Origin of the sequence: Leclercia sp. LSNIH8 (assembly GCF_002920195.1) — a bacterium.
Taxonomy (GTDB): domain Bacteria; phylum Pseudomonadota; class Gammaproteobacteria; order Enterobacterales; family Enterobacteriaceae; genus Enterobacter.
Genome location: NZ_PQJY01000004.1, coordinates 306,082 through 328,727, shown reverse-complemented (window position 1 = coordinate 328,727; position 22,646 = coordinate 306,082). Strand labels below are relative to the sequence as shown.

At 56.9% G+C, this 22,646-nt stretch carries 23 protein-coding genes; 8 read left to right on the top strand and 15 right to left on the bottom strand.

The window, feature by feature from the left end:
* Nucleotides 1-112: 112 nt before the first annotated feature.
* From C3406_RS13620 to yobA, 3 genes are read right to left on the bottom strand one after another with little or no spacing between them, the layout of a single operon-like run.
* Nucleotides 113-451, bottom strand: coding sequence for a YebY family protein (locus C3406_RS13620; protein WP_103822368.1), 339 nt, complete (start codon nucleotides 449-451; stop codon nucleotides 113-115).
* Nucleotides 448-1,338, bottom strand: a complete 891-nt coding sequence (copD, locus tag C3406_RS13615; RefSeq protein WP_103822369.1) for a copper homeostasis membrane protein CopD — start codon at nucleotides 1,336-1,338, stop codon at nucleotides 448-450. The genes C3406_RS13620 and copD overlap by 4 nt, the downstream gene beginning before the upstream one ends.
* A gap of 1 nt (nucleotide 1,339) precedes the next feature.
* A complete protein-coding gene (yobA, locus tag C3406_RS13610) occupies nucleotides 1,340-1,705 on the bottom strand; it encodes a CopC domain-containing protein YobA (RefSeq protein WP_103822370.1) in 366 nt (121 codons plus the stop codon).
* Between the two features lie 136 nt (nucleotides 1,706-1,841).
* Between yobA and C3406_RS13605 the strand changes: the two genes are divergently transcribed.
* From C3406_RS13605 to exoX, 3 genes are all read left to right on the top strand, one after another.
* The gene (locus C3406_RS13605) at nucleotides 1,842-2,072 is read left to right on the top strand and encodes a DNA polymerase III subunit theta (RefSeq protein ID WP_103180048.1); all 231 of its coding nucleotides are present in this window, start codon (nucleotides 1,842-1,844) and stop codon (nucleotides 2,070-2,072) included.
* A 107-nt stretch (nucleotides 2,073-2,179) separates the two neighbouring features.
* Entirely contained in the window at nucleotides 2,180-2,836 is a 657-nt protein-coding gene (locus tag C3406_RS13600) for a nitrilase-related carbon-nitrogen hydrolase (RefSeq protein WP_103822513.1), read from the top strand.
* A gap of 24 nt (nucleotides 2,837-2,860) precedes the next feature.
* Nucleotides 2,861-3,523 (top strand): exodeoxyribonuclease X, encoded by a 663-nt coding sequence (gene exoX, locus C3406_RS13595; protein WP_103822371.1) that lies wholly within the window; start codon nucleotides 2,861-2,863, stop codon nucleotides 3,521-3,523.
* Here the strand turns inward: exoX and ptrB are convergent.
* From ptrB to yebF, 3 genes are all read right to left on the bottom strand, one after another.
* Complete coding sequence (gene ptrB, locus C3406_RS13590) at nucleotides 3,505-5,586, bottom strand: oligopeptidase B (protein WP_103822372.1); 2,082 nt, start codon at nucleotides 5,584-5,586, stop codon at nucleotides 3,505-3,507. The two genes, exoX and ptrB, sit on opposite strands and share 19 nt — an antisense overlap.
* A 90-nt stretch (nucleotides 5,587-5,676) precedes the next feature.
* Nucleotides 5,677-6,327, bottom strand: a complete 651-nt coding sequence (locus C3406_RS13585; RefSeq protein WP_103822373.1) for a tellurite resistance TerB family protein — start codon at nucleotides 6,325-6,327, stop codon at nucleotides 5,677-5,679.
* Nucleotides 6,328-6,414: 87 nt separating this feature from the next.
* Complete coding sequence (gene yebF / locus C3406_RS13580; RefSeq protein ID WP_103822374.1) at nucleotides 6,415-6,762, bottom strand: protein YebF; 348 nt, start codon at nucleotides 6,760-6,762, stop codon at nucleotides 6,415-6,417.
* Nucleotides 6,763-6,910: 148 nt separating this feature from the next.
* Here yebF and purT point away from each other — a divergent pair, with 148 nt between their 5' ends.
* A complete protein-coding gene (purT, locus tag C3406_RS13575; protein ID WP_103822375.1) occupies nucleotides 6,911-8,089 on the top strand; it encodes a formate-dependent phosphoribosylglycinamide formyltransferase in 1,179 nt (392 codons plus the stop codon).
* A 105-nt stretch (nucleotides 8,090-8,194) separates the two neighbouring features.
* Here purT and C3406_RS13570 read toward each other — a convergent pair whose 3' ends face one another.
* From C3406_RS13570 to zwf, 3 genes are all read right to left on the bottom strand, one after another.
* The gene (locus C3406_RS13570; protein WP_103822376.1) at nucleotides 8,195-8,836 is read right to left on the bottom strand and encodes a bifunctional 4-hydroxy-2-oxoglutarate aldolase/2-dehydro-3-deoxy-phosphogluconate aldolase; all 642 of its coding nucleotides are present in this window, start codon (nucleotides 8,834-8,836) and stop codon (nucleotides 8,195-8,197) included.
* 38 nt (nucleotides 8,837-8,874) lie between these two features.
* Nucleotides 8,875-10,686 (bottom strand): phosphogluconate dehydratase, encoded by a 1,812-nt coding sequence (gene edd, locus C3406_RS13565; protein WP_103822377.1) that lies wholly within the window; start codon nucleotides 10,684-10,686, stop codon nucleotides 8,875-8,877.
* A gap of 234 nt (nucleotides 10,687-10,920) precedes the next feature.
* Nucleotides 10,921-12,396 carry a glucose-6-phosphate dehydrogenase gene (gene zwf / locus C3406_RS13560; RefSeq protein WP_103180055.1) on the bottom strand — a complete coding sequence of 492 codons (1,476 nt, stop codon included), beginning with the start codon at nucleotides 12,394-12,396 and terminating at the stop codon, nucleotides 10,921-10,923.
* Nucleotides 12,397-12,719: 323 nt separating this feature from the next.
* Here zwf and C3406_RS13555 point away from each other — a divergent pair, with 323 nt between their 5' ends.
* Together C3406_RS13555 and pyk are read left to right on the top strand one after the other, a co-directional pair.
* The gene (locus tag C3406_RS13555; protein WP_103822378.1) at nucleotides 12,720-13,625 is read left to right on the top strand and encodes a MurR/RpiR family transcriptional regulator; all 906 of its coding nucleotides are present in this window, start codon (nucleotides 12,720-12,722) and stop codon (nucleotides 13,623-13,625) included.
* A 123-nt stretch (nucleotides 13,626-13,748) separates the two neighbouring features.
* The gene (gene pyk / locus C3406_RS13550) at nucleotides 13,749-15,191 is read left to right on the top strand and encodes a pyruvate kinase (protein ID WP_103822379.1); all 1,443 of its coding nucleotides are present in this window, start codon (nucleotides 13,749-13,751) and stop codon (nucleotides 15,189-15,191) included.
* Between the two features lie 111 nt (nucleotides 15,192-15,302).
* Here pyk and lpxM read toward each other — a convergent pair whose 3' ends face one another.
* The 3 genes from lpxM to znuA form a co-directional block, all read right to left on the bottom strand.
* The gene (lpxM, locus tag C3406_RS13545; RefSeq protein ID WP_103822380.1) at nucleotides 15,303-16,274 is read right to left on the bottom strand and encodes a lauroyl-Kdo(2)-lipid IV(A) myristoyltransferase; all 972 of its coding nucleotides are present in this window, start codon (nucleotides 16,272-16,274) and stop codon (nucleotides 15,303-15,305) included.
* A gap of 116 nt (nucleotides 16,275-16,390) precedes the next feature.
* Nucleotides 16,391-17,713, bottom strand: coding sequence for a murein DD-endopeptidase MepM (gene mepM, locus C3406_RS13540; RefSeq protein ID WP_103826467.1), 1,323 nt, complete (start codon nucleotides 17,711-17,713; stop codon nucleotides 16,391-16,393).
* Nucleotides 17,714-17,728: 15 nt separating this feature from the next.
* Nucleotides 17,729-18,673 (bottom strand): zinc ABC transporter substrate-binding protein ZnuA, encoded by a 945-nt coding sequence (gene znuA / locus C3406_RS13535; RefSeq protein WP_139157123.1) that lies wholly within the window; start codon nucleotides 18,671-18,673, stop codon nucleotides 17,729-17,731.
* A 77-nt stretch (nucleotides 18,674-18,750) separates the two neighbouring features.
* On the opposite strand from znuA, the gene znuC reads away from it, so the two are divergent.
* Nucleotides 18,751-19,506, top strand: coding sequence for a zinc ABC transporter ATP-binding protein ZnuC (gene znuC, locus C3406_RS13530; RefSeq protein ID WP_103822382.1), 756 nt, complete (start codon nucleotides 18,751-18,753; stop codon nucleotides 19,504-19,506).
* Complete coding sequence (znuB, locus tag C3406_RS13525; RefSeq protein WP_103822383.1) at nucleotides 19,503-20,288, top strand: zinc ABC transporter permease subunit ZnuB; 786 nt, start codon at nucleotides 19,503-19,505, stop codon at nucleotides 20,286-20,288. Before znuC ends, znuB begins: the two co-directional genes overlap by 4 nt.
* Before the next feature lie 90 nt (nucleotides 20,289-20,378).
* Here the strand turns inward: znuB and ruvB are convergent, their stop codons facing one another.
* The 3 genes from ruvB to ruvC all read right to left on the bottom strand — a co-directional run bounded on the left by ruvB (nucleotide 20,379) and on the right by ruvC (nucleotide 22,614).
* Nucleotides 20,379-21,389, bottom strand: a complete 1,011-nt coding sequence (gene ruvB / locus C3406_RS13520) for a Holliday junction branch migration DNA helicase RuvB (RefSeq protein ID WP_103180062.1) — start codon at nucleotides 21,387-21,389, stop codon at nucleotides 20,379-20,381.
* Nucleotides 21,390-21,397: 8 nt separating this feature from the next.
* Nucleotides 21,398-22,009, bottom strand: coding sequence for a Holliday junction branch migration protein RuvA (gene ruvA, locus C3406_RS13515; protein ID WP_103822384.1), 612 nt, complete (start codon nucleotides 22,007-22,009; stop codon nucleotides 21,398-21,400).
* A gap of 83 nt (nucleotides 22,010-22,092) precedes the next feature.
* Entirely contained in the window at nucleotides 22,093-22,614 is a 522-nt protein-coding gene (ruvC, locus tag C3406_RS13510; protein ID WP_103180064.1) for a crossover junction endodeoxyribonuclease RuvC, read from the bottom strand.
* Between the last annotated feature and the right edge of the window lie 32 nt (nucleotides 22,615-22,646).

The window sequence follows — 22,646 nt, the reverse complement described above, 5'->3', positions numbered from 1 at the left end:
TTTCCAGTCCGCAGCAAAAGTGGCCTGAAAAAAAGCGTGAGTCTGTTCTTAAACATAAAAACCGCAATGCTTCCGAAGAGAAGCCTGCGGTTTTTTTATTGGAAGCGGTAAGCTAGCAGAGCGTATTCGCGCGCTCGATAAACGGCGCCAGGCTCATCTTCTGCCCTGGGTTTGCCGGATCGTCAATCTGAATAACCGAGATGGGCTGGCCGTTGCTTTTACCGCTGTCCACCTGCTGCTGCGCCACGTCGTTCAGGGGATACTGCACCAGGGTGCTGGGGTTAATGGCATAAAGCGCATGGCCCGGACGGCAGGTCAGCATCACCTCTTCACGGTTAAAGGCCCATTTGTCTTTACCCACTTCGAACCGGCTGACGGTGATCACCTGCGGGGCTGCCAGTGCCGCGCCGGAGCAGGCCAGCAATAAGAAAGAAAGTACTGTTTTTTTCATTGTATTCCACCTCGTGAGAAGGGTTCCCAGGTCGCGAACAGGCTGACTGCCGCCAGAACCAGCGCCCCCAGCACAACCTCACTCTGCGTCATCCTGATAAAATAGCGTTGCTCGCGTCCGTCGCCAGAACGAAACCGCGGCACCAGAACATACCGATTCACCAGGGCAATTACCACCATCATTGCCACCAGCGCACATTTCACCAACAGTAATTGCCCCCAGGCCGAGTGCCAGGGCAGTACCCACCCCTGGATCAGCACAATATTTACCATTCCGGTGAGGATCACCCCCGCCACCGCCAGATGTCCGTAGCGCGAGAAGCGCATCATGGTGTGAACGGCGGCTCGCCGCCAGCGTCCATGGGACAGGCGCAGGCAAAACAGCAGCGGCAGCAGGCCCCCCAGCCAGCCCGCGGCACATAAAAGATGCAGGCCATGGTTGCTGCGCTGCGCCAGGCCCGTTATCCCATCCTGCAGCGCCGCATGCCCGGTTCCTGCCAGCAGGAAAAACTGCGCAGCGGTAAAGAACAGCATCAGCGGCATGGTTTTCCCCGGCTGCATCCAGGCGACCCAGAATGTAATCAGGGCCAGGATCATCTGCCATAACCAGATCCGCCCAAACTGGGTCGTGAGCACCGCCTGCCAGATGGATGGGCTAACCACATCTGGCCAGCCGTTACCCATCATGCCGCCCTGTAGCGCCAGCATCATCAGCGCGGCGAGCAGGCTGATGAATGCGACCTTTTTTTGCTGCCCACGAAAGCGACGCGCCATTAGCCGCCGCAGCGCAACGGGCGCCAGCCATGCACCGTACAGGGCATTGCCAAACAGCACCATCAGGGCAGCAAAATGCGCGAAGCGCAGCGTAACGTAGCAGAACGCCAGCATCTTACTTCACGCTGAAACGGTAGCTGCCCTCGGTCTTATGACCATCTACGGAAACCACGTGCCACTTCACCTGATAGGTACCCGACGTCAGCGCAGCGGTCATCGGTACGATCAGCTGGGTCGGATCCTTCTCGTTGCGTTTTACCGCCCCGAGTGCGACGGGCTGCTGTTTATCATTGGTGAGGGTCACGCCGCTAAAACGGGGTTCGATCCCTTCGGAGAAGTTCAAGGTCAACGCCTGAGGCGCCGCGTCTACGGCAGCGTCTGCGGCGGGATATTGATGCTGTAAATGAGCGTGAGCAAAAACAACCGGTGCTGCGAGCGTTGCCAGCAGCAGCGTCAGGGTGCGGGTAACGAGTTTTGTCATCACATATATTCCTTTTTGTTATGCCTGATTACCAGAGGATAACGCTGTATAATGGTCCAGTCGAGGATCATCCTGCCCGGGCTTGTCAACGCGCTGCCGTTTGGGTAACGTTGGCCCGCAAATGAAGGAGACGGTAATGCATATTAATCTCGCCACCCTCCCCCAGGAGGAGATGGACAAAGTGAATGTTGACTTGGCGGCCGCAGGTGTGGCATTCAAAGAGCGCTATAACATGCCGGTGATCGCCGAAGTGGTGGAGCGTGAGCAACCGTCGCACCTGCGTGACTGGTTTCGCGAGCGCCTGATTGCCCATCGACTCAACTCCGTTAATCTCTCTCGCCTGCCGTGGGAACCGAAAGTTAAATAAACTTACCCGCGGTTACAGTTCCTTACACTGTTTATGCCAGGATTAAAGCCCCTGATACATTCATGGGCTTTATGAATCTCTGCGACTCCGTGTATAAGGAAATCACGATGTCCCAATGGAATATTGCCGCCGCACAGTACCGCGCGAGCCATCACTGCGTTGATGAACACATCACGCATCACCTGCGTTTTATCACCGCCGCTGCCCGCCAGCAGTGCAATGTTGTCCTCTTCCCTGAGCTGTCGTTAACCGGCCCGGCCCTGCCCGATGGCCGGCTTCCCGCTCCCCCCGACCACCAGCAGCTGGCTCCGCTTCTGGATGCGGCAAAATCAGCTGACGTCTCGGTGATTGCCGGGATCACGGTGGAAGGGAGAGGCCAGCGCCAGCCCGGACTCGCCTGGTTTTCCCCGAGCCAGCCCAACGCCATTCTTTATCCACATGGCGCAGGCGCCTGTCTGGAGAACAGACATGGCGGCCTGAGCATTGTTGATCCTCACTCCGATCAGCCCAATATTGCGCCTGATGCTGCTCTGTTTACCCGCGGCATGGCGGTGAGTGAAACGGGCTGGTCGGCCACCTTTTCCCAGCTCCAGCGTTTTGCCCACCGCTATGCCATCGCCGTACTGATGGCGAACCGTGACGGCGGGAGCGCGCTCTGGGATGCCCGTGGGCAATTAATCGTCCGCGCCGACCGGGGTGAACTATTATTGACCGGGCGCTTTGTTGAGCAGGGTTGGCAAGGTGAGATCATTCCATTACGCTAGGCCTTTTACGGCCAGGAGAGAGCCATGCTACGTGTCATCGACACCGAAACCTGTGACCTGCAGGGGGGGATTGTGGAAGTGGCATCTGTCGACGTTGTGAACGGGCAGATCGTCAATCCACGCAGCCATCTGGTACGTCCGGATCGCCCCATCAGCCCGCAGGCGATGGCTATCCACCGCATCACCGAGGCGATGGTCGCCGACAAACCCTGGATTGAAGAGGTGATCCCACATTATCACGGTAGCCCTTGGTATGTGGCGCACAACGCCAGCTTCGATCGCCGTGTACTGCCCGAGATGCCCGGGGAGTGGATCTGCACCATGAAGCTGGCGCGGCGCTTATGGCCGGGCATTAAATACAGCAATATGGCGCTCTATAAATCGCGCAAACTGAGCGTCCGGACGCCGGAAGGGCTGCACCACCACCGGGCCCTGTACGACTGCTACATCACCGCCGCGTTGCTAATCGATATCATGAACACCACCGGCTGGACGCCGGACGAGATGGCCGACATCACCGGACGCCCGGCGCTGCTGACCACCTTTACCTTCGGCAAATACCGCGGCAAAGCGGTGGCGGAAGTGGCAGACAAGGATCCGGGCTATCTCCGTTGGCTGTACAATAACCTCGACAGAATGAGCCCGGAGCTGCGTCTGACGCTGAAGCACTATCTGGGCGGATCCTGATCGACCTCTGCCGCCTGGCTGGTTAACGTCTCCTGAGCCAGGCCAACCAGAAATGCATACTCCAGGGCCACCCCTTCGTAGGATTTGAAGCGCCCGGATTTCCCGCCGTGCCCGGCATCCATATCGGTGCAGAGTAGCAGTAAGTTATTGTCGGTCTTCATTTCCCGCAGCTTCGCCACCCACTTCGCGGGCTCCCAGTACTGAACCTGGGAGTCATGTAAACCGGTGGTAACCAGCATGTGAGGATAGGCTTTCTCGCCAACGTTATCGTAGGGGCTGTAGGCTTTCATATAGCGATAGTAGGTCTCATCCTGCGGATTGCCCCACTCTTCATATTCGCCAATGGTCAGCGGGATAGACTCGTCCAGCATGGTGGTCAGGACATCCACAAACGGCACCTGCGCTATCACCCCTTTAAAGAGTCCCGGGCGCTCGTTAATCACGGTGCCCATCAGCATGCCGCCCGCGCTGCCGCCCATGGCAAAGCACTGTTTGCGATCGCCATAGCCCAGCCCCAGCAAACCCTCGCAGACGTCCAGGTAGTCATTAAAGGTGTTTTTCTTTTTCAGGAATTTGCCATCTTCGTACCATTTTTGCCCCAGCTCGCCGCCGCCGCGGATATGGGCGATGGCGAAGACAAACCCGCGGTCGAGCAGGCTCAGGCGGCTGCCGCTGAAATCCGCGTCAATACTGGAGCCATACGAGCCATAGCCGTAGATGAGGATCGGGTTTTTACCTTTGCGAAAATGGTGCTTGTGATAGACCAGCGAGACGGGCACTTCGGTGCCGTCGCGGGCGACAATCCATACGTGCTCGCTGCGATAAAGATCGGCGTTAAACCCTTTCACCTCAGCCTGCTTCAGCACCCGGCGCTGTCCGGTGTCCATGTCCAGTTCAAACAGGGTATCCGGGGTGGTCATGGAAGAGTAGCCGTAACGCAGGCGCGATGTTTCCGGCTCGGGGTTATAACCAATCCAGGTGACATAGGCGGGATCGTCAAAGGCGATACCGATCACTTCGCGGGTTTTACGGTTGATTTGCCGCAAACTGGTGAGCCCGCGCTGGCGCTCTTCAACCACCAGCCAGTCGGTAAAGAGGGTGAAGCCTTCCAGCATCACCTGATCCCGCGGCGGGATCAGCACTTCCCATTTGCGTTCATCACGTACCTTGGTCTTGTAGAGGCCAAAGTTTTTCCCCTCCCGGTTGGAGCGCAAATAGAAGGTGTGCTGGAAGTGATCGAGGCTGTACTCATGATCCTTGCGACGCGGCATAAAGCACAGCGGCTGAGCATCCGGCAGCTCGGCGTCCAGCAGCAGCACTTCGGTAGTGGTGGCGCTGGCGAGAAAGATAATCACATAGTGTTTGGAGGTGGTTTTATGCAGGCTGACGTAAAAGGTCTCGTCTTTCTCCTCATAAACCAGTTCATCACTTCTCGATGAAGTACCGACCGTATGCCGCCAGACCTGATAAGGATGCAGAGTCGTGGCGTGCTTTTTGATGTAGTAGATGGTTTCAGAGTCGTTGGCCCAGATAAAGTCGGGGGAAACGTTATCGAGCATCTCCGGGTACCAGTTCCCGCTCTCCAGATTGCGGAAACGCAAACCATACTGCCGTCGGGAGAGGTAATCTTCGGCCAGCGCCATGATGGCGTTATCCGGCGATACTGCCATGCCGCCCAGGGTATAAAACTCGCTGTGCGCCGCACGCTGGTTGGCATCCAGCAGGGTCTCCCACTCTTCCCACTCGGCGCAAAGTACCGACTGGCGCTGGTAGATGGCATATTCGTTACCGGGCTCATAAACGTGCCGGTAACGATAGCCATTTCGACTCCAGGGGGCCGAGACGTCACGCTGCGGGACGCGCTCAACCATTTCGCTGAGCAGACGATCCTGCAGCGCCTGCTGCGTCGCCATGACCCTTCGGCCATAGTCGTTCTCCTCGTGGAGGTAGTCCAGCACCTCCGGCTTTGAGCGGGTATCGTCGCGCAACCAGTAATAGTTGTCGATACGCGTGTCACCGTGCATGGTGAGAGCGTGCGGTATGCGTTGGGCTTTAGGTGGCATGGCGTTATGATTCTTCTACGTTTAACACCCTATAAGGTTGGCAAAACATGCGCACGATGCAAGCGAAACGGCTCGGCGAGGCGTAAAAAACTAGCCGTGGAGCGCTTGTTTTTGCTGGCGAATATCCTGCTCGATCCCTTCCCGTACGTCTGCCGGGATTTTCAGCGCATCGCCCAGCGCATTAAGATAGCTGCGCTCCATAAAGTGATCGATGTCGATTGCCGCACAGCTCAGGAAGTACAGTTCGAGGGCCTCCTCTTCATTCTGGATCCCCTTGGCCAGACGCGCAGGATCGAGCGGTTCCTCAATGGCACGTGCCACCAGCGCCCTTCCCTGCTCTTCCACACCCGCTTCGCGCAACTGCTGTTCGATGGCAGCCCGCTCTTTATCGTCAATGTGGCCATCACTCTTTGCGGCAAAGACCAGCGCCAGGATCAGCCTTTCGCTGCGCTCGTCCAGCGGCGACGCCTGCTGACCAAACTGCGGCTCGCCCTGATGCGCGCTGCGAATTCTCTCTTTGTACTTGTTCCACAGCACAGTACCGGCAACGGCGCCGCCCCCGGCAAGCAGCGCGCCGGTGCCATATTTGCTCAGTAATTTACGCGAGGATTTATTCGCTACCAGTAATCCGGCCAGGCCGCCAAGCGCCCCCGGCGTCAGCAGTTTGCTCAGGCCTTCGCCAGATGACGACGACCCTTTCTGCCCAAGCAGAGACTGTAATTGATTCAGCCAGTTTGACATGTTTACCCTCACTAAACGGTGGATGAATTTCACAGCGTAAGCGAGGGGATGTCAGGAAATGTCTATGGCGACAAAAGAAGCGAAAATTCACCTCTTCGACGACTGATACTGCGCGCTACCCGCTTTACAGTCGATCTTCACCTGATAATGGATATCGGTGTTTTTACCTCGTACTGTCAGCGGTACCGTCCAGCGATCATTCTCGCCTTTCACCTGCTTAGGGTTGATCCAGGCTACCGGATCGGCCTGTCCCAGAGTTTTTTGATCGTCCGCCCAGCGTACGATGCGGTTTTGCAGATAATCACGCTTCACGCTGGCGGCAATACCTTCGGCATTCTGCCCTTCGCAGGTGGGAAATTTCACGGTTTTCTCCTCTGCGGCCTGGGCGGTCAGGCTGGCGGCCAGCAGTGCTATTGCTACCCCTGTTTTGTTCATCATGCTCTCCTGTTTTGGTTCAACAAAAGCATGGTCGAAAAACGCCGCGATGCAAATAACCCTCCGTCAGCCCAACAGATTTTCGCAACAGAAGACAGACGCAAACGTTTTCGTTTATACTGCGCGCAACTTTTTCAGGGGAATCATTATGACTCGTTTAGGAACTGCGCTGCGTCCGGCAGCAACGCGTGTGATGCTGCTGGGCTCAGGTGAGCTGGGTAAAGAGGTGGCCATTGAGTGCCAGCGTTTAGGTATCGAAGTGATCGCCGTCGATCGCTACGCCGATGCGCCAGCCATGCACGTTGCCCACCGCTCGCACGTGATCAATATGCTCGACGGTGACGCCCTGCGCGCCCTGATCAATGAAGAAAAACCGCACTTCGTGGTGCCGGAAATTGAAGCCATCGCCACCGATATCCTGCTGGCGCTGGAAGCCGAAGGCCAGCGCGTGGTGCCCTGCGCCCGCGCCGCGAAGCTAACCATGAACCGGGAAGGCATTCGTCGTCTGGCGGCGGAAGAGCTCTCCCTGCCCACCTCACGCTATCGTTTCGCCGACAGCAAAGATGATTTTTTGCAGGCCGTGGCTGAAATTGGCTACCCGTGCATCATTAAACCGGTGATGAGCTCCTCCGGTAAAGGACAGAGCTTTGTGCGCAGCGCCGAACAGCTGGACACGGCCTGGGATTACGCCCAGCAGGGTGGCCGCGCAGGCGCCGGGCGAGTGATCGTTGAGGGTGTGGTGCAGTTTGACTTTGAGATCACCCTGCTGACCGTCAGCGCCGTGGATGGGGTCCATTTCTGCGAGCCGATTGGTCATCGCCAGGAGGATGGCGACTACCGTGAATCCTGGCAGCCGCAGCAAATGAGCCCGCTGGCCCGGGCGCGCGCCGAAGAGATCTCCCGTAAAGTGGTGCTGGCGCTGGGCGGCCATGGGCTGTTTGGCGTGGAGCTGTTCGTTTGCGGCGACGAGGTCATCTTCAGCGAGGTCTCCCCTCGCCCACACGACACCGGTATGGTGACCTTAATTTCGCAGGATCTCTCCGAGTTTGCCCTGCACGTTCGCGCCTTCCTCGGCCTGCCGGTTGGCGGTGTGCGCCAGTACGGCCCGGCAGCCTCGGCGGTGATCCTGCCGCAGCTGACCAGCCAGAACGTCACCTTTGATAATGTCGATGCCGTGGTAGGCGCTGGCCTGCAGCTGCGTCTGTTTGGTAAGCCAGAGATTGACGGCTCGCGTCGCTTAGGTGTGGCGCTGGCGACAGGCGACAGCGTGGAAGAGGCCGTTGAGCGGGCGAAAAACGCGGCCGCCAGCGTGCAGGTAGCAGAATAAAAAAAACGGGCCGATTGGCCCGTTTTTGTATGGCATTTGACGTTTATCGTAGGCCGGGTAAGGCGAAGCTGCCACCCGGCAAAAAACGCGCACAATACCTAAATCTTACTGCTGCGCGCCTTCTACCGCTTCGCGCGCCAGCTTAGTGATGCGATCCCAGTCGCCCGCTTCCATGGCATCCGCCGGCACCAGCCAGGAGCCGCCGATGCACAGCACGCTTTTCAGCGCCAGGTAGTCACGGTAGTTCGCCGGAGAGATACCGCCAGTTGGGCAGAAACGGACGTTCGCGAACGGACCTGCGATAGCCTGCAGCGCTTTGGTGCCGCCGTTCGCTTCCGCCGGGAAGAATTTGAACTCTTTCAGACCGTAGTCCATACCCAGCATCAGTTCAGACACGGTGCTGATGCCCGGGATCAGAGGAATGGAGCCTTCGGTTGCGGCTTTCAGCAGAGGCTCGGTCAGGCCCGGGCTGATGGCGAACTGCGCACCGGCTTCGGTAACCTCAGCCAGCTGCTGCGGGTTCAGTACAGTACCCGCACCGATGATCGCTTCCGGCACTTCTTTAGCGATGGCGCGAATAGCATCCATTGCACAGGCAGTACGCAGCGTGACTTCCAGTACGCGTACACCGCCCGCAACCAGCGCTTTCGCCATCGGGACTGCGTGTTCCAGCTTATTAATCACGATAACCGGCACTACCGGGCCAGTTTTCAGGATTGCTTCTGCACTTGTATTCCAGTTTTTCATCAGAGTTTTCTCTCGCCAGATCGATAATTCTTGTCGTCTTAAAACGTAATACAGGTCGCGCCCTGTTCTGCACCCGAGAGGTTCTCGCGTAACGCGCTGAACATTTCGCGTCCCGTTCCCACGCGCGATGCGCTCAGGTCAGGAATATGCGGCTTACGTGCGGCCAGGACCGCCTCATCCACCAGTAAGGTCAACTCGCCTGTCTGACCATTAACGCGGATGATGTCGCCATCGTACACTTTCGCCAGCAGTCCACCGTCGTAGGCTTCCGGGGTGACGTGGATGGCGGAAGGCACTTTACCCGATGCACCGGAGAGGCGTCCATCGGTAACTAATGCAATTTTGAAACAGCGGTCCAATAATACACCAAGTGGCGGCATTAGTTTATGTAATTCTGGCATTCCGTTCGCTTTTGGTCCCTGATGACGGACAACAACGACGCAATCTTTGTCCAGCAGACCGGCTTCAAATGCCGGCAGAACATCATGCTGGCTTTCGAAAACCACTGCCGGGGCTTCAATGATCTGGTTTTCCACCGGCACCGCGGAGGTTTTCATCACCGCACGGCCCAGGTTGCCGGTCAGCACCTTGGTGCCGCCGTGGTGGGAGAAAGGCTTGTCGAAGGTGGCGATCACGCTGTCATCCAGCGAGGCCTGGGCCCCTTCACGCCAGTCCAGCTCGCCCTCGTTCAGCCACGGCTCCAGGGTGTAACGCTGCAGGCCGAAACCGGCCACGGTGTTGACATCTTCATGCAGCAGGCCGCCCTTCAGCAGCTCGCGCATCAGCACCGGTACACCGCCCGCCGCCTGGAAGTGGTTGATATCGGCCGGACCATTCGGGTAAAGACGGGTCAACAGCGGAACCACTTCAGACAGATCGGAGAAATCATCCCAGTTAATCTGGATCCCGGCGGCACGCGCCATCGCCACCATATGCATGGTGTGGTTAGTGGAACCGCCCGTCGCCAGCAGGGCCACGATACCGTTCACTACCACTTTTTCATCCACCATTTTACCGAGCGGCATCCACTCGTTGCCGTTACCGGTCAGGCGGGTCACCTGACGGGCAGCGGCCGCGGTCAGCGCTTCACGCAGCGGGGCATCCGGATGGACAAACGACGAGCCCGGCAGCTGCATCCCCATAAATTCCACCACCATCTGGTTAGTGTTGGCGGTGCCGTAGAAGGTACAGGTACCCGGTGCATGGTAAGAGGCAGCCTCGGATTCCAGCAGCGCCATGCGGTCAACTTTGCCTTCGGCGTAAAGCTGACGAATACGCACCTTCTCTTTATTGGCGAGGCCACTGGCCATTGGGCCTGACGGCACAAACAGCGCAGGCAGATGACCAAACGACAGTGCCGCCATGGTCAGGCCCGGGACAATCTTGTCGCACACGCCGAGGTAGAGCGCGCCGTCAAACATGTTATGCGACAGACCGACCGCCGTGGACATGGCGATCACTTCGCGGCTCAGCAGCGACAGCTCCATGCCATCCTGCCCCTGGGTCACGCCATCGCACATGGCGGGCACCCCGCCCGCCACCTGGCCTACCGCATTGGCCTGGTGCAGCGCCTTGCGGATGATATCCGGGTAGGTCTCATAAGGCTGGTGCGCCGAGAGCATGTCGTTATAGGAGGTGATGATCGCGATATTGTTACGCAGCATACTTTTCAGCGAGGCTTTATCTTCTGGCTTACAGGCGGCAAAACCGTGCGCCAGGTTGCCGCAAGCCAGCTGCGATCGATGGACCGTGTCGGTCTTCGCCTGCTGGATGCGCGCGAGGTAGGCAGAACGGGTCTGTTTCGAACGCTCAATAATGCGCTGTGTTACCCGTAACAAAGTCGAATTCATAGAAGCTCCTGTCATTTATCTGTCCGCGCTCTGGAATTAACAAAGTGTTTAGCAGGCGATAACATCGCTGAAACGCTTGATTGCCGGAGCCCTGGGGCAAAATCGCTGCTGGCAGTGTAATAAAAAAAGCCCCGGGTGGAAATCCACCCGGGGCTTAAATGATTAAATATTGCACGCTGGCCTGAGCCAGATCATGTTACCGGTAAAATACCCCGTAGGGATTAGCGGTCAGCCTTACTCAAACTCGTTCCAGGAACGGCCATCGCGGGTGATCATCGCCACCGAGGCAACCGGTCCCCAGGTGCCCGCCTGATACGGTTTCGGTGCATCCTGATCCGCTGCCCACGCTTCGGTGATGGAGTCGACCCACTTCCACGCCTCTTCCACTTCGTCACGACGGACGAACAGCGCCTGGATACCGCGCATGGTTTCCAGCAGCAGACGTTCGTACGCATCCGCCAGATGGGTCTGGTTGAAGGTTTCGGAGTAGCTCAGATCCAGTTTGGTGGTCTGCAGGTTGTGTTTGTGGTCCAGGCCCGGCACTTTGTTCAGCACCTGAATGTCCACCCCCTCGTCCGGCTGCAGACGGATGGTCAGTTTGTTCTGCGGCAGCTCCTGCCAGGACTCTTTGAACAGGTTCAGCTCTGGATTTTTGAAATAGACAACCACTTCAGAACATTTAGCGGGCAGACGTTTACCGGTACGCAGGTAGAACGGAACCCCCGCCCAGCGCCAGTCATCAATATCCACGCGGATCGCCACAAACGTCTCGGTGTTGCTGGATTTGTTCGCGCCCTCTTCTTCCAGGTAGCCTGGCACTTTTTTGCCCTGCGCAAACCCGGCGGTGTACTGGCCGCGTACCGTCTTCTCACGCACGTTGGAGCGGTCGATACGGCGCAGTGATTTCAATACTTTCACTTTCGCGTCGCGGATGCTGTCCGCGGTGAGATCCGACGGCGGAGACATGGCGATCATGCAGAGCACCTGCAGCAGGTGGTTCTGGATCATGTCGCGCATCTGCCCGGCCTGGTCGAAGTAGCCCCAGCGCCCTTCAATGCCGACCTCTTCTGCCACGGTGATCTCAACGTGATCGATGGTGCGGTTGTCCCAGTTATTCACAAACAGGGAGTTCGCAAAGCGCAGCGCCAGCAGGTTCAGCACCGTCTCTTTACCCAGATAGTGGTCGATACGGTAAACCTGGCACTCTTCAAAGTATTCGCCGACCTGGTCGTTGATTTCGCGGGAGGTAGCAAGGGAGGTGCCCAGCGGTTTTTCCATCACCACGCGCGCAGGTTTGGCGTTAAGGTTCGCTTCACCCAGCCCTTTGCAGATGGCGCCGAAGGTGCTTGGCGGCATGGCAAAGTAGTTAATGGTGACGCGATTTTTTTGATCGAGCATTGCGCTCAGATTGGCAAATGCCGACGTGTCGTTAACGTCGAGGTTGCAGAAATCGAGACGTCCGCTCAGCTTGTCCCACAAACTTTCATCGATTTTCTCTTTCATGAAAGTTTCCAGGGCTTCGCGCACGACTTTGGTATACGCGTCTTTATCCCAGTCCGCACGGCCCACGCCCAGGATGCGGGTCTCCGGGTGGATTTGACCCGCTTTTTCCAGTTGATACAGGGAAGGCAGCAATTTACGGCGTGCAAGATCGCCTTTCGCGCCGAAAATGACCAGGTCACATGCCTGGGCTGTTTGCGTTACCGCCATGTCATTCTCCTCAGTTAGATATCCTGGTGCTTTTGCCAGAATATCGTTGTAATTTTATTACAATGCACTCTACTGCTTTTACGTCATTCCCGAAACCATTTGCGCTTATCCTCCCGTGCGATACGGCGATATTTCGCCCGGAGCGCGCAGCAGCGAAGGTAATGGCGATGAAACTGGTGAAACTTTGCTCAGTCAGGCCGTTGCTAAAATCCGACAGCGATCAAGTAATGAAAAAAAACAACAACATTTTTTCCATGGTTTGTCCTTTTCGGACTATCACAGGCGTATATTCTTGCTAATTCGAATCGCGATTTCACCCATTTATGAAATCGCTTCCACCGATGAGCGCTGTGTTAATAATGAACATGCTGGAAAAAATCCAGTTTCAACTGGAACACCTTAGCAAATCCGAGCGAAAAGTGGCTGAAGTAATTCTCGCCGCGCCCGCTCAGGCCATTCATTCCAGCATTGCCGCCCTGGCACAGGAGTCCGGGGTCAGTGAACCGACCGTCAACCGGTTCTGCCGCAGCATGGAGACGCGTGGATTTCCCGATTTTAAACTGCATCTGGCGCAAAGTCTGGCGAACGGTACGCCCTATGTGAACCGCAATGTCGATGAAGACGACAGCGTGGAAGCCTATACGGGCAAAATTTTCGAGTCGGCCATGGCGACGCTGGATCAGGTTCGCCAGTCGCTGGATATGACCTCGGTTAACCGCGCTGTCGATCTGCTGACCCAGGCGAAGAAAATTGCCTTCTTTGGCCTCGGTTCCTCCGCCGCTGTCGCTCACGATGCGATGAATAAATTTTTTCGCTTTAACGTCCCGGTTATCTATTCCGACGACATCGTGCTGCAACGCATGAGCTGTATGAACTGTAACGAAGATGACGTGGTGGTGCTGATATCGCATACTGGCCGCACCAAAAGTCTGGTCGAACTGGCCCAGCTGGCGCGTGAAAACGATGCCATGGTCATCGCCCTCACCTCCACCGGGACGCCGCTGGCGCGTGAAGCGACGCTGGCGATCACGCTCGACGTGCCGGAAGACACCGATATCTACATGCCGATGGTGTCCCGTCTGGCGCAGCTCACCGTCATTGATGTCCTGGCGACCGGTTTTACCCTGCGCCGCGGGGCGAAATTCAGAGATAACTTGAAGCGTGTCAAAGAAGCGCTCAAGGAATCGCGTTTTGATAAAGAATTGTTCATCAAGGGTGAAATTCCCTGATTTCAATTACAAAGTTGTTACTTTTTTCGGCATTCGGTAAGTTTGCTGTTGCTATTAAAGACGGACAACGTGCCGAATCATCGTTCACGCAACACCAGGTTGTTTTAGACAACGGAGTATTACATGTCCAGAAGGCTTCGCAGAACCAAGATCGTTACCACCTTAGGCCCGGCTACTGACCGCGATAATAACCTTGAGAAAATTATCGTCGCAGGCGCCAACGTAGTGCGTATGAACTTCTCTCACGGTACGCCAGAAGATCATAAATTACGTGCAGACAAGGTCCGTGAGATCGCGGCAAAACTGGGACGTCATGTCGCTATCCTCGGTGATCTGCAGGGTCCAAAAATCCGTGTCTCCACCTTCAAAGAAGGCAAAGTTTTCCTCAATATCGGGGATAAGTTCCTGCTGGATGCCAATCTGAGCAAAGGCGAAGGCGATAAAGAGAAAGTGGGCATCGACTACAAAGGCCTGCCTGCTGACGTGGTACCGGGCGACATCCTGCTGCTCGACGATGGTCGCGTTCAGCTGAAGGTGCTCGACGTTCAGGGCATGAAGGTCTTCACCGAAGTGACCGTTGGCGGCCCGCTCTCCAACAACAAAGGCATCAACAAGCTGGGCGGCGGTCTCTCTGCTGAAGCCCTGACCGAAAAAGACAAAGCCGACATCATCACCGCCGCGGATATCGGCGTGGATTATCTGGCCGTCTCCTTCCCGCGCTGTGGCGAAGATCTGAACTATGCCCGCCGTCTGGCGCGCGAGGCAGGCTGCGATGCCAAAATCGTGGCGAAAGTAGAACGTGCTGAAGCGGTCTGCAGCCAGGATGCGATGGACGATATCATCCTGGCGTCTGATGTGGTGATGGTTGCCCGCGGTGACCTGGGCGTTGAGATTGGCGACCCGGAACTGGTCGGGATCCAGAAAGCGCTGATCCGCCGTGCGCGTCAGCTTAACCGCTCCGTGATCACTGCAACCCAGATGATGGAGTCGATGATCACCAACCCGATGCCGACCCGTGCGGAAGTGATGGACGTGGCGAACGCCGTCCTCGACGGCACCGATGCGGTGATGCTCTCTGCGGAAACCGCTGCCGGTCAGTATCCGGCGGAGACCGTGGCCGCAATGGCGCGCGTCTGCCTGGGTGCAGAGAAGATCCCAAGCATCAACGTCTCCAAACACCGTCTGGACATTCAGTTCGACAACGTGGAAGAGGCGATTGCGATGTCCGCTATGTACGCGGCGAACCACCTGAAGGGCGTGACGGCGATCATCACCATGACCGAATCGGGCCGTACCGCGCTGATGACCTCCCGTATCAGCTCCGGTCTGCCGATCTTCGCCATGTCCCGCCATGAGCGCACACTGAACCTGACCGCGCTCTATCGCGGCGTAACGCCGGTGTTCTTCGACAGCAATAACGACGGTGTGGCCGCGGCAAATGACGCCGTGAACCTGCTGCGCGATAAAGGCTATCTCGTCTCCGGGGATATCGTTATCGTCACCCAGGGCGATGTGATGAGCACCATCGGCTCGACCAACACCACCCGCGTGATGACCGTCGAATAATCCGACGGTTTCGCCCGGTGGCGCTGCGCTTACCCGGCCTACAGGTCCGTAGGCCCGTGCAAGCGCAGCGCCGCCGGGCAATAAAAAAATCCCCCGTTTCCGGGGGATTTTTTATTTCTTCGGATAGAGTTCTTTGCGCTTGTACGGCTCTTTCTCGCCCGGCTTGCGCGTCTTCAGCAGCTTCAGGATCCAGGTGTACTGCTCCGCGTGGGGTCCCACCAGAATCTCCACCTCTTCGTTCATCCGGCGCGCAATAGTGTTGTCGTCCGCCGTCAGCAGGTCATCCATCGGCGGGCGGACTTCAATCGTCAGTCGATGGGTTTTGCCGTCATAAATGGGGAAGAGCGGAATCACCCGTGCCCGGCATACTTTCATCAAGCGGCCAATGGCGGGTAACGTCGCTTTATAGGTTGCAAAGAAATCAACAAACTCGCTGTGTTCCGCACCGTGATCCTGATCCGGGAGATAGTATCCCCAGTAACCCTGACGTACGGACTGAATAAACGGCTTAATCCCGTCGTTACGGGCATGCAGGCGTCCGCCGAAGCGACGACGCACGGTGTTCCAGACATAATCAAAGACCTTATTTCCCTGATTGTGGAACATGGCCGCCATTTTTTGCCCCTGCGAGGCCATCAACATCGCCGGAATATCCACGCCCCAGCCGTGCGGCACCAGGAAGATCACCTTTTCATCGTTGCGACGCATCTCTTCGATGATCTCCAGCCCTTTCCAGTCGACCCGGCTGGTCATTTTTTCCGGCCCGCGTAAAGCCAGCTCAGCCATCATCGCCATCGCCTGCGGCGCGGTCGTGAACATCTCATCAATGATGGCTTCGCGTTCTGCCTCGCTCTTCTCCGGGAGGCAGTAAAAAAGGTTTATCTGGGCGCGACGGCGGGCGCTTTTGCCCAGTTTGCCCGCCAGGCGCCCCACCTTGCCGAGCAGCGGATCGCGCACGGAGGGAGGCAGCATCGCAATACCTGCAAAGGCATAGACACCCAGCCAGGCGCCCCAGAAGCGCGGATGACGAAACGATTTCTCAAATTCAGGAATGTATTCACTATTGTTCTTTTTGGTTTCCATGCTTTTTCCAGGGCGGGTGATGCTTTAAAGAATGATGAGATAGTTTAGCGAGGCCATGTGCAACGCACAAAAGAAAAAGCCGGTGCAGGAGTGCACCGGCTTTTATCGCTGCTGAATTAATTCAGGGTCAGCTGCGGAATAACTTCTTTGACCTGTGCCAGATAATCGCTGCGGTCTTTACCGGTCAGCCCTTCGGTGCGCGGCAGCTTCGCCGTTAACGGGTTGACCGCCTGCTGGTTAATCCACACTTCATAGTGCAGATGCGGGCCGGTAGAACGCCCGGTATTGCCCGACAGCGCAATACGGTCGCCACGTTTCACTTTCTGGCCCGGCTTCACCAGCAGCTTACGCAGGTGCATATAGCGCGTGGTGTAGGTGCGCCCGTGACGTATGGCGACATAATAGCCCGCCGCGCCACTGCGTTTTGCCATGACCACTTCGCCGTCACCGACTGCCAGAACAGGCGTACCCTGCGGCATGGCGAAATCCACCCCACGGTGCGGCGCAACACGGCCAGTGACCGGGTTCAGACGACGCGGGTTAAAGTTCGAAGAGACACGGAACTGTTTCGAGGTCGGGAAGCGTAAAAAGCCTTTCGCCAGACCCGTACCGTTACGATCGTAGAATTTACCGTCTTCGGCGCGGATGGCGTAATAGTCTTTACCATCCGTGCGTAGACGGACGCCCAGCAGCTGGCTCTGTTCGCGCTTGCCGTCCAGCATTTCGCGGGACATCAGCACCGAAAACGAATCGCCTTTTTTCAGCTTACGGAAGTCCATCTGCCACTGCATGGCTTTGATCACCGAGCTGATTTCACCGCTGGTCAGCCCCGCATCACGGGCGCTGGCAACAAAACTACCGCCGCTTAAGGTGCCCTTGATGGCGCTGTTGATCCAGTCACCCTGCTGCATTTCGCTGCTCATCTTGAAACCGTTTTCAGTACGATCGTAAGTGCGGGTTTCACGACGGGAGACTTCCCAGGTCAGGCGCTGCAAGTCACCGTTATCGGTGAGGGTCCAGGAGAGCTGTTGACCGATTTTCAGGTTTCGCAGATCTTTATCAGACGCAGCAAGCTGGCTGATTTCACCCATTTCAATGCCGTACTGGTTCAGAACGCTGCTTAATGTATCGCCCGTTGACACGACATATTCGTGTACGCCCACTTCGGCTTCGGTCTTTTCATCAAGCTCATCCTGCGGAATAGCTTCTTCTTCCTGCGGGGCCTGGTCGATAGGTTCACTGGCTTCCGGCAGCAGGGAGCGAATTTCACTCTTTTCCAGCTCAATGGTTCTGATAACTGGCGCGGAATTTGGGTGGTAAATATAGGGCCGCCAGACGGCGACCGCTAAGGTGAGAACTGTAAGCGACCCCAGCATGACGCGGTGGGGCCGGGGCAGATTGTTAAATGCCAGGGCGACAGAGCGGGCTATCTGTTGCACGTAATCACTTCCTCGTTAATCTCCTTTCAGGCAGCTCGCATACTGGTTCGCCAGTTGGCTGAGGAACTGCGAATAGCTCGCTTTGCTCAACTGGATAGAGGTTCCCAATGGATCAAGGGTGCCCATACGTACGGACGTTCCCCTTGCCACGGCTTCAACGACCGCTGGCCTGAACTGTGGCTCAGCAAAAACGCAGGTCGCTTTTTGCTCAACCAACTGTGTTCTGATTTCATGTAAACGCTGCGCACCAGGTTGAATTTCTGGATTCACGGTGAAGTGGCCAAGCGGCGTAAGACCGTAGTGTTTTTCGTAGTAGCCATAGGCATCATGAAAAACGAAATATCCCTTACCTTTCAATGGTGCGAGCTCGGTACCCACCTGCTTATCGGTTGCGGCAAGTTGTGCCTCAAAATCCTTCAGGTTGGCGTCTAGTTTGGCTCGACTTTGCGGCATAAGTTCCACTAATTTTTCATGGATTGCAACCGCTGACAGCCGCGCTATTTCTGGTGAAAGCCAAAGGTGCATGTTGTAGTCACCGTGATGGTGATGCTCATCACCTTTTTCCTCTGCACCATGGCCATGATCGTGGTCGTGATCGTCATCATCCGCCCCTTTCATGAGAAGCGGTTTCACACCTGCAAGGCCAGAGATGTTAACCTGTTTAGCGTCAGGCAGCTGACTCGCTGACTTTTGCATGAAGGCTTCCATCTCCGGGCCAATCCATACTACTAAGTCCGCGTTTTGTAAACGTTTTACGTCCGAAGGGCGCAGAGAATAGTCATGCTCTGACGCACCATCAGGTAATAAAACCTGGGTTTCTGTGACGCCATCTGCAATAGCTGAAGCGATAAAACCGAGCGGTTTAAGCGAAGCGACAACGGCGGCGTTAACATCTTGTACTGCGGTACCCCAAAGGGCGGCGGATAATCCAGCGAAAAGAAGCGTATTTTTCTGTAACATAATGCGACTAATCATCGTAATGAACATGTGGAATGTGATATTATAACATTCGATGACTTCTGCAAGCATAAATTGATATGACGACTTTGGTTTCTCTCGAAAATATTTCGGTTTCATTTGGTCAGCGCCGCGTCCTCTCTGACGTTTCGCTGGATCTGAAGCCAGGCAAAATTCTGACATTGCTCGGCCCTAACGGCGCGGGTAAATCAACGCTGGTGCGGGTTGTACTCGGTCTGGTAGCACCCGATGCAGGCCTGATCAAGCGTGACCGGCAGCTACGTATTGGCTATGTCCCTCAGAAACTGCATCTGGACGCCACGCTGCCGCTGACGGTCAGCCGTTTCCTGCGTCTGCGTCCCGATACGCGTAAAGAGGATATTCTTCCGGCGCTCAAGCGGGTGCAGGCCGGGCATCTTATCGACGCGCCCCTGCAAAAGCTCTCCGGTGGCGAAACCCAGCGTGTGCTGCTGGCCCGCGCCCTGCTGAATAAGCCGCAGCTGCTGGTGCTCGACGAGCCGACTCAGGGTGTGGATGTCAACGGCCAGGTTGCCCTGTATGACCTCATCGATCAGCTGCGTAAAGAGCTGGACTGCGCCGTCCTGATGGTGTCGCACGACCTGCATCTGGTCATGGCGAAAACGGACGAAGTGCTCTGTCTGAACCATCACATCTGCTGCTCCGGCACGCCGGAAGTGGTCTCCATGCATCCGGAGTTTATCTCGATGTTTGGTCCTCGCGGTGCCGAACAGCTGGGCATTTATCGCCACCATCACAACCACCGCCATGATTTGCAGGGACGCATTGTCCTTCGCCGGGGAAACGGTAACTCATGATTGAACTCTTACTGCCCGGCTGGCTGGCCGGGATGATGCTCGCCTGCGCGGCGGGTCCACTGGGCTCGTTTGTTGTCTGGCGCCGGATGTCCTACTTTGGCGATACGCTGGCGCACGCTTCCCTGCTGGGGGTGGCGTTTGGTTTGCTGCTGGATGTGAATCCTTTCTACGCGGTGATTGTGGTTACGCTGCTGCTGGCCGCCGGCCTGGTCTGGCTGGAGAAGCGCCCGCATCTGGCGGTGGATACGCTGCTTGGGATCATGGCCCACAGCGCCCTGTCGCTGGGTCTGGTGGTAGTCAGCCTGATGTCCAATATTCGCGTGGATCTGATGGCCTATCTGTTTGGCGATCTGCTGGCGGTGACGCCTGATGACTTGATCGCCATTGCCATCGGGGTGGTGATTGTCCTCGCAATCCTGCTGTGGCAGTGGCGTAACCTGCTGGCGATGACCATCAGCCCGGATTTAGCCTTTGTTGATGGCGTGAAGCTGCAGCGCGTGAAACTGCTGCTGATGCTGGTCACTGCCCTGACCATTGGCGTGGCGATGAAGTTTGTCGGGGCGCTGATCATCACCTCACTGCTGATTATCCCAGCCGCCACCGCCCGTCGTTTTGCCCGTACCCCGGAGCAGATGGCCGGTGTGGCCGTGGGGGTGGGGATGATTGCCGTGACCGGCGGGCTGACCTTCTCGGCGTTTTACGACACCCCTGCCGGACCGTCGGTGGTGCTGTGCGCGGCGATGCTGTTTATCTTCAGCATGATGAAGAAACCGGCCAGCTGAGGTTATTAATTGCCCGGTGGCGCTACGCTTACCGGGCCTACAGGGCAGGCTGGATAAGGCGCAACCACCATCCGGCAATTTCCGCCGAGGTTACGGCATCTCCGGCGGCGTTATGCCAAAGTGATCCCAGGCCCGCACCGTCGCCATGCGCCCGCGCGGCGTACGCTGCAAAAAGCCCTGCTGGATCAGATAGGGTTCCAGCACATCTTCAATCGTCTCACGCTCTTCGCCAATGGCCGCCGCCAGGTTATCCAGTCCGACCGGCCCGCCAAAGAATTTATCCAGCACCGCCAGCAGCAGCTTGCGGTCCATATAGTCAAATCCTTCGGCATCGACGTTCAGCATATCCAGCGCCTGGGCGGCGATCTCATGCGAAATAGTGCCGTCGTGCTTCACCTCGGCAAAATCACGCACCCTGCGCAGCAGCCGGTTGGCAATACGTGGCGTCCCGCGGGAACGCTTCGCCACTTCAAAGGCCCCCTCTTCGCTCATATCCAACCCCATAAAGCGCGCGCTGCGGCTGACGATATGCTGGAGATCGGGCACCTGATAAAACTCAAGACGCTGCACAATGCCGAAACGATCGCGCAGCGGTGAGGTTAACGACCCCGCGCGGGTGGTGGCGCCAATCAGCGTGAAAGGCGGCAGATCAATTTTAATCGAACGCGCTGCCGGACCTTCGCCAATCATGATATCCAGCTGGTAATCTTCCATCGCCGGATAGAGCACCTCTTCCACCACCGGTGACAGGCGGTGGATCTCATCGATAAACAGCACGTCGTGGGGTTCAAGGTTGGTCAGCATCGCCGCCAGATCCCCTGCCTTTTCCAGCACCGGGCCGGAGGTGGTGCGCAGGTTCACGCCCATCTCATTGGCGACGATATTTGCGAGGGTCGTTTTCCCGAGCCCCGGCGGGCCGAAAATCAACAGGTGATCGAGGGCATCGCCACGAAGTTTCGCCGCCTGGATAAAGATCTCCATCTGCGAACGCACCTGCGGCTGGCCAATATACTCATCAAGCAGTTTCGGGCGGATCGCCCTGTCCACCAGATCTTCTGTCTGAACACTGCCTGCCGAGACCAGACGGTCTGCTTCAATCATCCTTTACCTCACAATGCGGCGCGCAGCGCTTCACGAATCAGGGTTTCACTGGTGGCGTCCGGTTTAGCAATCTTGCTGACCATCCGGCTCGCTTCCTGAGGTTTATAGCCCAGCGCCACCAGCGCGGCAACCGCTTCCTGTTCTGCATCGTCTGTTGCCGGGCCAGCCGGTGAGGTCAGCACCAGGTCGGCGGCAGGGGTAAACAGATCGCCATGCAGACCTTTAAAGCGATCTTTCATCTCGACAATCAGGCGCTCGGCCGTTTTCTTACCGATGCCAGGGAGCTTAACCAGGGCAGCGGGATCTTCACGCTCTACGGCGTTAACAAACTGCGGAGCCGACATCCCGGAGAGGATCGCCAGCGCCAGTTTTGGCCCCACGCCGTTGGTTTTAATCAGCTCTTTAAACAGGGTGCGTTCCTGCTTGTTGTTAAAGCCATACAGCAGCTGGGCATCTTCACGCACCACAAAGTGGGTAAAGACAATCGCTTCCTTGCCCGCGTCCGGCAATTCATAGAAACAGGTCATTGGCATATGGACTTCGTAGCCCACGCCTCCGGTCTCAAGCAGCACTATCGGGGGTTGTTTTTCTAGAATGATGCCTCTGAGTCTGCCTATCACGTGACGCTCCTGCGTTAAGGGCTAAAAGTTACCGCTGCCATAATAAAAAAAGGCTGGATAAACATCCAGCCTGATTTTTACATTTAGCGCAATCGACCGCGCGCCAGATTGAGCCGCGATTCGCTCATCTGCACCGCATTCTGGCTGATGTGGCAATGGGTAATGGCGATCGCCAGGGCATCGGCAGCATCCGCCTGCGGATTAGCGGGCAGTTTAAGCAGGGTACGCACCATGTGCTGCACCTGGCTTTTTTCCGCACTGCCAATTCCCACCACGGTCTGCTTAACCTGCCGTGCGGCGTATTCAAACACCGGCAGATCCTGATTCACCGCCGCGACAATCGCCACGCCGCGCGCCTGGCCAAGCTTCAGCGCCGAGTCGGCGTTTTTCGCCATAAATACCTGTTCAATGGCGAAATAGTCCGGCTGGAACTGGGTGATGATCTCCGTCACGCCCGCATAGATCAGCTTCAGGCGCGACGGCAGATCGTCCACTTTGGTACGGATACACCCACTGCCCAGGTAGGTCAACTGTCGCCCGACCTGACGGATAACGCCATAACCGGTGATGCGTGAGCCCGGGTCAATACCGAGAATAATTGCCATCACGCCGCTCCGGTTATTGGTTTACGTTGGGC